The sequence below is a fragment of the Aerosakkonema sp. BLCC-F183 genome, from assembly GCF_041929145.1.
Lineage (GTDB): Bacteria > Cyanobacteriota > Cyanobacteriia > Cyanobacteriales > Aerosakkonemataceae > Aerosakkonema.
In genome coordinates, this window is sequence record NZ_JBHFNU010000097.1 from 39,117 (window position 1) to 46,881 (window position 7,765).

Here is a 7,765-nt window from a genome sequence, read left to right on the forward strand (position 1 = left end):
CTAGGGGGCAGGGGGGCGGAAGAATTAATATTTTCCCTCTTTCCTCTTCCCTCTTTCCTCTTCCCTCTTTCCTCTTTCCTCTTCCCTCTTCCCTAATCCCTAACCCCTAGCCCCTAACCCCTAACCCCTAGCCCCTAACCCCTATTATCTACATTCATATCGCCTAAATCGATATCCTTCCACCTTACGCCAACGAGCATCCGCGCTAGTACAATTTTGGTTTTCAATTAGAATTGGCGCGTGGAAATTCACCACCCAAACATCCAGAGGTCGAGGCAATTTCGCGACAGTTTCCGATAGCGTAATTCCCGGATCGTTATTTGGGTCATTACACACAGCTTCCTTACACAAACCTTGATAATTGTGAGCGAGTAAAAACAAAGGACTACTATGATAAGTTCCCTGATTTAAGCGGTTTAACTCCCACGCTATCCCCATCATTCTACCAGTATTACCGTGATGTTTGTGAGTTGATGCAATCAAAACTGGCATTTGAGATTCATTGTATATTGATTTGGCGACAATATCGCAACGTTCGTGTTGCAGATAGCCGAAATTCCCAACTATAGTTATCCCTCCCATTAATCCCATTAACAAAACTATCATTACAGGCGACAGAGGCTGCGGTAATGGAATTTTATCTTCAAATTCCCTTTGACCAGTGGCTGTCATCCAATATGCAGAAATGCTATAACTAAATAATGCGAGCGCAACTGGAAAATAAATATATTGAAACCTTGGCGCTAACGTTAAATCCGTTCCCAAACCATAATTTAAAACCAAAATCAACCCCAACATACTTACAACATATCCACCCAAAGCCTTAGCTGTAAAACTGCTATTGGATTGTTTGATTTGCCATCTCCAACCGCGCCATGAAAAACGCACAATCCAGATTAAATAAATTATCATTATGCTGCCAAAAACAATTACCACCCATAAAGGTAGACTGAATATATCAACTGGCAACATCGACAGCATAGAATTTGCCCACAAGCACAATCTGATCGCAGGTAACAGAAAATTTCTCAGCGGATCTTGATAAACCCATCTAGTCAATTCGCTACCGTGAATATTTTGCCAAACAGGTAGCCAAACCAATCCTCCCGCGAGCGTTCCCAGCGCTACAGCTACAATCCGCCACCAATAAATTAACGGTGCGTTTGCCAACGGAGAATTTATCTTATTTTTTATCCAAATTACCGATAATACTAAACCTTGAATTACTAATGAAAGTGTGAAAAAATAATGTGTAGCGATACCCAAACTATTAACTGCTACCCAACTAAATCCTACCCAAGCTGGTAAAGGCGATCGCTTTTCTATATAATTAATGGTAACAACAAAAAAACTCAAAGAAGCGACGATAAATAAAGTCGCCAAAGTGTAGTGTCGCGCTTCTTGTGCTAAAAATATACTGTAGGGCGATATTGCCATCATCGCCGCTGCTAATTGCGCCACCACACGCGATCGAAAAGCTAACCAAGCGAAACCGTACATCGCCGGAATAGTCGCCACGCCAAACAAAACGGAAAGCGTCCTCGACGCCCACAGCAAAACCATTTTGGATTGGATTGCAAACAGTTTCAACCACAAATGTGCAATGGCAAAATATAAAGGTGGGTGCGTACTTTCGTTAAATAAACGCTCGATAACATCGCCAATATCTTTAAGTTGCGGTTGTAGCGGTTGGAAGAGAACATCTGGTGCGATCGATCTATCCAGAGGTACACTATGAAAAGTATTGCCCAAGCTAAAAACTATCGTAGCAAATTCATCCGTCCAAATCGGCTTTGCCTCCAGACGACTGAAGCGCAAAGCAATTCCTACTGCTATCGATGCTAACAGTAACAACGGATGAAAATAGCGGCTTTGGGAGAAAGTTTTTAAACTGGGCAAATTCATAAACTCATTAGTCATCGGTCAGTTGTTCGTAGTTTTCGATCGAGCGAAAAAGGACTGTAAAACCTCCCATTTCAATGCAAATCATCAAAAATTTTTCCGAATATTGTAGAGACGTTTCATAAAGCATCTCTACAATATTCAAAGCCCAGCCAATCCAAAATCCAAAATCCAAAATCTAAAATCCAAAATCGGCTGACCAATTACCGCGCTCAACCTTTAATTTGACCGCTGGTAGCCAGAACACGCGCACTCACGCCGAAAACGCGCAACAATCCTTCAGAATCGGCGTGATTGTAACTGCCGATACCTTCCATAGAGGCATTTTCTTCTGAGTATAGGGAATGCGGCGTATTGCTTGCGGAAACAAAAGAAATATTTCCTTTGTAAACAGAAACGGTGATAGTTCCCGTCGCCAGTTCTGCGGTTCTTCCAATGGCTAAAAGTGCCATCTGAGTTGCCAAGTCAAACCAGTAACCCTGATAAATTTGCTTAGCTATTAATAAAGATAGCTGGTCGTAGAATTCGCGGGCGCGACGATCTAAAATCAGTTGCAGTAAAAAGGCATAACAGGTTCCCAACAATTCTACACCAGGGCTTTCATAAACTCCCCGCGATTTAATACCCACAAAGCGATTTTCGACTAAGTGAGTACCGATACCAATACCATACCGTCCGCCGATCGCATTTGCTTCTACAATTGCTTCTACCAGATTGACAGATTTGCCATTTACTGATACAGGGCGACCCTTTTCAAACACCACAGTGAACTCGCCTGTTTCATCTGGCGCATCGGCGGGGTAGCAACCCATAATTGGCTTAACGAAATGTGCCGGTGTAGTCAGCGCTTCCAGATGTCCCGACTCGTGGGTTAAACCCAGCATATTCGCATCAGTAGAGTAAGGTTTATCTTTCGTCGCCGTCACGGGAAGTCCCTTTGCTTGACAAAAGTCAATCATTTCGCTGCGACCGGGAAAACGAGCGAGAAACTCCTCATCGCGCCAGGGAGCGTACACCTCAAACTCCGGCGCGAGCATATTGGTGATCAGTTGAAAGCGCACTTGATCGTTTCCGCGTCCCGTTGCGCCGTGACTGAAGATAGTCAGTCCCCTTTTTTGCATTTCTTCAATCATTATTTTCGCCAACACGCAGCGAGCGATACCGGTCGTATTCCAGTAGCGTCCCTCGTAGCAAGCTTGAGATTGAATCACACTCAAACCCGCTTCTGCGATAGCTTCTCGTGCCGGTAACAACACAAAATCAACTGCTCCAGCCAACAGCATCCGCTTGCGGACGACATCCAAATCTTCTTCGTCGGGTTGACCCAGGTCGGCTGTAAAACAAATCACCTGTACACCCATATCTGTCAGCCAACGGGTGATGGTGCAGCTATCCAAACCCCCGGAGCCAGCAAATGCGATCGTTTTTCCGACTAAATCTTGAGCTTTCATGCCAAATTTTCCTTTCCCGTAGCATCGCGTGCTAAATATGTTCCCGCCGGAGCTATTTTTTTAATCGATACGCCAACAGCAGCACAACTTTGTTGACGCGACCCATTATTTCCATCCAGCAAAACAACGAGTTTTTATTATCCCCCACTCGTACACTCATTCTTGTCGGACAAAGCACATATTTATAGTTAGAGGCTAGAGAAAGTCAAAAGTCAAAAGTCAAAAGTCAAAAGTCAAAAAGAAGAGGGAGAGGGCGGGAGAGGTAGACCGGGAGAGAGAGAAAACGGCAGAATGGCAAAACGGCAAATTAGGGAAGGTGCAGAATGACCAGATCGAGATAGAACCGGAAAATCAGTAATTTTGACTTTTGACTTTTAACTTTTGACTTTTGACTTTCAAGCCCCTTTCTTTGCGATACAATGAGCGGGCGAATAGCAATGAGTAACTTTACCGGTGTTTTTCAGCGTCGTTATCCCAACTTACAATCGCAAACCCATTTTGGAAAAGTGCCTTCGCGCCTTGGAATATCAGCGTTTGGGTGCTGCTAGCTGCATTACTGGCTACGAAGTTGTGCTGGTGGACGATGGCTCGACTGACGGTACTTTGGAATGGCTGTCGGCGCATTCGGCTGAGTTTCCTCATGTACGATCGTTCCAGCAAGACCACCAAGGGCCAGCCGCTGCCCGCAATCTCGGTGTAGAAAAAGCTACAGGGGATACGATCGTTTTTATCGATAGCGATTTGGTAGTGACAGAAAATTTCCTGCAAGCGCACGCAGATACGTTGATGCAGGGATATCGATCGGTGGGGAGCGATCGTCTGTTTACCTACGGGCGCGTCATCAACACTTGTAACTTTAATAACCCCACTTCCGAACCATACAAGCTGACCGACTTCTCGGCAGCTTACTTTGCGACGGGGAATGTAGCGATCGCCCGCCACTGGTTTTCAGAAGCCGGACTCTTTGACACCCGCTTTCAACTTTATGGCTGGGAAGACCTAGAATTGGGCGTCCGACTCAAAAAACTCGGTCTCAAACTAATTAAATGTCCCGCTGCGATCGGCTACCACTGGCATCCACCTTTTCGCTTAGACCAGCTACCGCAACTGATCGACAAAGAAATTCAGCGAGGACGCATGGGCGTTCTGTTCTACCAAAAACACCCCACCTGGGAAGTGCGGATGGCCATCCAAATGACTTGGCTGCACCGACTGCTTTGGGGACTCCTCTCCCTTGGCGGTCACCTCAACGAACGTACAATGGCAGGGCTTTTGCAAGCTCTCATCGATAGAGGAAAACCGCAATTAGCCCTGGAAATAGCGCGAATCTTTTTGAATTGGTACAACGTCAAAGCCGTTTACGCTGCTTATGCTCAAATGCGGTAAAAAAAAGTCGGCTTGCCTGAAATATTTTTCCAACTGCTGTAAAATACTCTACCTCCTTTGCACCAGAAGTTAGCGAATTTATGATATCTTAATAAAGTTATTTAGCGGGCACGTCCCTTTTGTCGGGTGTTTGGTGGAAGTTGAAGCTTCCAAGGCACAGCAACTTACTTTAATCTCAGACATACATATGCTTGAACGGGCAAAAATTTTTGGTTTAATTTCAGTACTAGCTGTTTCATTAGCTGCTTGCTCTGGCAACTCCGAGAGCGCAAGCAATACAACTTCACCAGATAATTCTTCTTCCGCATCTGCCCCAACAGCAGCATCTCCAGCTGTTGAGAAAACATCCTCGACAGTAAGCGTATCTACCACTCAAATAAAAAATGTCAGCGAAGTAAAATTCAAAGCACCAACACCAGGCAGCCTGTATGGTGTTTTAGATGTCATAAATGACTCTAGTGCCCCAACTCATAAGATTTCAAAATCAACTCCCATCAAGGTGAGCGGTTGGGCTGTTCTAGCTAACAAGAGCAAAGTAGCTGACAGCGTGATTATTACGCAAGCAGACAATAAAAAAGTGCTGGCAGTAGCTCCCGTAAATATAGGAAGACCCGATGTTGCCAAAGCTTTGAACAATCCTGCTTATAAAAACTCAGGTTGGACTGCCACAATCAATCCTTCCACTTTGCCAACAGGTAAAGTGGTTATTCAAGCTTGGTCTTACGATTCGGCAACGAAAGAAGCTACCCAGCTAAGTCGTAACCACGAAATAGATCTTACTCAATAATTCGATCGCAAGTTTCCAGGTAGCGCCCAAACTGTGCTAGGTTAAAGGATGTTGTCTAAATCGCACATCCGAGATTTCGGGTGTTTCTTGCACAAGAGTAAGCCTCGCAAGAAATCCGCTCGGATGGAGGATTAACCCGAAAGGAGTTCAAAAAAATATGCCAGTTGTCTCATTGGCTCAAATGATGGAAGCGGGAGTCCATTTTGGTCACCAAACTCGTCGTTGGAATCCCAAAATGTCTCCCTACATTTATACATCCCGCAATGGAGTCCACATCATCGACTTGGTACAAACAGCCCAGTTGATGGAAGACGCTTACACCTATATGCGGACTGCTGCGGAACAGGGGAAAAAGTTTCTGTTCATCGGTACTAAGCGTCAAGCAGCTGGAATTGTGGCACAAGAAGCGAGTCGCTGTGGAGCTTACTACATCAACCAACGCTGGTTGGGTGGAATGCTCACCAACTGGGCTACGATCAAAACGCGGGTGGAACGCCTGAAAGATTTGGAACGCCGCGAAGAAAATGGCGCTCTTGCTCTGTTACCTAAAAAAGAAGCAGCAGTTTTGCGGCGGGAAATGGAAAAGCTGCAAAAATATTTGGGTGGCATCAAGACGATGCGGAAACTACCCGATGTAGTGGTGATTGTCGATCAGCGGCGCGAATACAACGCAGTGCAAGAATGTCAGAAATTAAATATTCCGATCGTGTCGCTGCTGGACACAAACTGCGATCCGGATTTAGTCGATATTCCCATTCCGGCAAACGATGACGCCATTCGATCGATCAAGCTAATAGTTGGCAAGTTAGCCGATGCTATCTACGAAGGTCGTCACGGTCAGCTGGAAGCAGCGGAAGATGAAGACTACGAAGATTACGAAGGCGCTGAAGAGGAGATCGACTACGATGAGAGCGATTTCCCCGATGAAGATGAAGATGAAGACGGCGATGAATAATCAGCGTTAACAAGGAAAATAGATTAGGGACGATCGGCAAAATGGCGGAAATATCTGCAAAACTTGTCCAAGAACTGCGTCAAAAAACCGGCGCAGGTATGATGGATTGTAAAAAAGCGCTCTCGGAAACCGGCGGTGACATAACCAAAGCTATGGAATGGCTGCGGCAAAAAGGACTCGCTCGTGCCGGCAAAATCGAAACGAAAGCAGCTACAGACGGGCTGGTAGGCAGCTACATCCACACAGGCGGCAGAGTAGGCGTGCTGGTGGAAGTCAACTGCCAAACCGATTTCGTGGCCCGCAATGAAGAGTTCAAAGCCCTAGTGCAGAACATTGCGATGCAAATAGCGGCTTGCCCGAACGTGGAATACGTCAAGGTCAGCGACATCCCATCGGAAGTAGTGGAAAGGGAAAAAGCGATCGAAATGGGGCGAGATGACTTGGGCAACAAACCCGCCAACATCAAAGAAAAGATCGTTGAGGGTAGAATTGAAAAACGCCTCAAAGAAATGACTTTGCTCGATCAACCCTACATCCGCGACCAAAATATCACAGTCGAAGAGTTGGTCAAGCAGCAAGTCGCCAAATTGGGTGAAAACATCCAAGTGCGTCGCTTTGTCAGATTTGTACTCGGTGAAGGACTGGAAAAACAAGAATCCAACTTTGCCGAAGAAGTCGCCGCCCAAATGGGTAGCAATTAGTAGCCTCACAATAACTAAGTCACAAAAAAGACAGGCCATCCATTCAGGTTGGCCTGTTTTGATTAAATTCGCCGGAAAGACTGCGCGGACTTGTCCCCGGAGATGAAAGGCGAGGTCGGCTTCGGTACGAGTCAGCCAAATTAACCATGCTGTTTTTGAGTTTCAATATCACGTTTAACTGCCTCTTCGGATATGTGACCCAAAATAAATACTGGAGTCTACAACGCCAGTCCACTAGAATAAATTGACAAAAACAAGGAAATATGTATTGTGTAGGGGTGAAGCATTTGGGCGACAATTTATTACACAAAACCCAAGATTTTCTGTCCAAATGCTTCGCCCTGCTAGGGTCTAAATAAAAATTTACATTATGTTTATTTTGTCAACCTCGTTTACTGGACTGACGCTCTAGACGATCGCACCCCACCCTACCCATTAGCTACACTTATACAACCCATAAAAAACCCTACAACACAAAACACTTTACAAACCTTAACAACCTCCCCCATAATAAAGACATCATACGAACCTCGAAAAATACATAGCAATCATAAACACATGACCACCACCATTCAACAGCGCT

General features: G+C 45.4%; 7 protein-coding genes. 4 read left to right on the plus strand and 3 right to left on the minus strand.

What is annotated here, in order from left to right; translation table 11 throughout:
* Nucleotides 1-144: 144 nt before the first annotated feature.
* From ACE1CD_RS28740 to argG, 3 genes are read right to left on the minus strand one after another with little or no spacing between them, the layout of a single operon-like run.
* Nucleotides 145-1,920, minus strand: coding sequence for a hypothetical protein (locus ACE1CD_RS28740; protein ID WP_374826979.1), 1,776 nt, complete (start codon nucleotides 1,918-1,920; stop codon nucleotides 145-147).
* Nucleotides 1,913-2,077 (minus strand): hypothetical protein, encoded by a 165-nt coding sequence (locus tag ACE1CD_RS28745; protein WP_374826980.1) that lies wholly within the window; start codon nucleotides 2,075-2,077, stop codon nucleotides 1,913-1,915. Before ACE1CD_RS28745 ends, ACE1CD_RS28740 begins: the two co-directional genes overlap by 8 nt.
* A gap of 37 nt (nucleotides 2,078-2,114) precedes the next feature.
* Nucleotides 2,115-3,353 carry an argininosuccinate synthase gene (gene argG / locus ACE1CD_RS28750; protein ID WP_374826981.1) on the minus strand — a complete coding sequence of 413 codons (1,239 nt, stop codon included), beginning with the start codon at nucleotides 3,351-3,353 and terminating at the stop codon, nucleotides 2,115-2,117.
* A gap of 453 nt (nucleotides 3,354-3,806) precedes the next feature.
* On the opposite strand from argG, the gene ACE1CD_RS28755 reads away from it, so the two are divergent.
* The 4 genes from ACE1CD_RS28755 (at nucleotide 3,807) to tsf (ending at nucleotide 7,182) form a co-directional block, all read left to right on the plus strand.
* Nucleotides 3,807-4,739: a glycosyltransferase family 2 protein gene (locus ACE1CD_RS28755; protein ID WP_374796421.1), complete on the plus strand. Its 933-nt coding sequence runs from the start codon at nucleotides 3,807-3,809 to the stop codon at nucleotides 4,737-4,739.
* A gap of 187 nt (nucleotides 4,740-4,926) precedes the next feature.
* Nucleotides 4,927-5,526, plus strand: a complete 600-nt coding sequence (locus ACE1CD_RS28760) for a hypothetical protein (protein WP_374796419.1) — start codon at nucleotides 4,927-4,929, stop codon at nucleotides 5,524-5,526.
* Nucleotides 5,527-5,683: 157 nt separating this feature from the next.
* On the plus strand, nucleotides 5,684-6,481 hold the full coding sequence (rpsB, locus tag ACE1CD_RS28765; RefSeq protein WP_374796417.1) for a 30S ribosomal protein S2: 798 nt from the start codon (nucleotides 5,684-5,686) through the stop codon (nucleotides 6,479-6,481).
* 41 nt (nucleotides 6,482-6,522) lie between these two features.
* Complete coding sequence (tsf, locus tag ACE1CD_RS28770) at nucleotides 6,523-7,182, plus strand: translation elongation factor Ts (RefSeq protein ID WP_374826982.1); 660 nt, start codon at nucleotides 6,523-6,525, stop codon at nucleotides 7,180-7,182.
* Nucleotides 7,183-7,765: the final 583 nt, after the last annotated feature.